Source organism: Aerococcus sp. L_32, from assembly GCF_050689315.1.
Map to the genome: position 1 here is coordinate 1 of NZ_JBOEQF010000532.1, position 1,209 is coordinate 1,209.

The 1,209-nt window shown below is 40.2% G+C and carries 2 protein-coding genes; both read left to right on the forward strand.

Annotated elements, in window-relative coordinates; all coding sequences use genetic code 11:
- Nucleotides 1–435 (forward strand): ABC transporter permease (locus ACRCJ0_RS14540; protein WP_431390915.1); only part of this gene is annotated, 435 nt, incomplete at its 5' end.
- Between the two features lie 136 nt (nt 436–571).
- Nucleotides 572–1,209, forward strand: a 638-nt coding sequence (locus tag ACRCJ0_RS14545) for an acyl-[acyl-carrier-protein] thioesterase (RefSeq protein ID WP_431390916.1), incomplete at its 3' end; no start/stop codon positions are given.

The window sequence follows — 1,209 nt, forward strand, 5'->3', positions numbered from 1 at the left end:
GTTTCAGGCTCTATTCAATTCGTACCAGCGCAAATCATCCCAATCACAGGGATGTTAGTGGGAAATGCCATGTCAGTTATCGGATTGGCTTTCAGAAATTTGAATAACGAATTCGCCAAATCACAACAAGAAGTTAATGAACAGTTGGCCCTAGGTGCGTCTATTAAATTAGCTTCTACAGGTATTGTCAGAGAAGCGATTAGAGGGGCACTGCAACCTACTATTGATACAGCGAGAACGGTAGGGCTAGTCTTGCTACCAGGTATGATGACTGGGATGATGCTAGCAGGTGCGGTACCCTTGAGTGCAATTATGTATCAGATTTTGATTTATTTTATGATGATTGCGACTTCTGCAATCACATCCATGATCGCCGTATACTTAGCTTATAAGCATTTCTACAGTAGTTATGGGCAATTACAAATCCCTTCATAAGCGTGTGGGTCAAGGAAGCCTGGTGAAGGCTTTTTTGCTATCTAAAAGTATCAAATATCCGTATAATGAGTAATATGTTATTAAGACGATAGTCCATTGAATGATCAACATTCGACACTATCAAGGAGGTAAAAGAATGGGTTTATTATATCAAGAATCAGTCAAAGTGCGTCACTACCACTGTAATGCATTAGGGGAGATGACACTTCCTGCTATCTTGGATATCATGTTGATTGCATCCAATAATCAAGAAGCGACGATTCCAGAAGCGAAAGAAGGTTTCCACCAAGAGGGTTGGGCTTGGATCATCACACAAAATCAAATAGACATCAATCGTTTACCACGTTACAACGAGGATATCATTGCAGAAACCGAGGCAACAACTTACAACAAGTTTTTCAGCAAGCGTCATTACGCCTTGAAAACAAGTGACGGTCTAGTTTTGGCCCAAGCAGAGACAACATTCGCCTTAATCGACTTGAATCAACGGTCAATCGTCCGAATTCCAGAAATCGTTGCTGAATGGTATCAAGTTGAAAAAGAAGAAAGACCGAGTCGCCGTAAACGATTAAGTAAAGAAGTAGCACATGAATCAAAAGTTGACAGCTTTGAAGTAAAGTTTTTAGATATCGATCTCAATAACCACGTAAACAACACTATCTACTTAAGGTGGATTACCAATTCACTAGGCATGGAATGGTTTGAAAAATATACACCAACCACCTTCACCATTGCCTATGAAAAGGAAATGTACTTGCATCAAGAAGGTGCCGT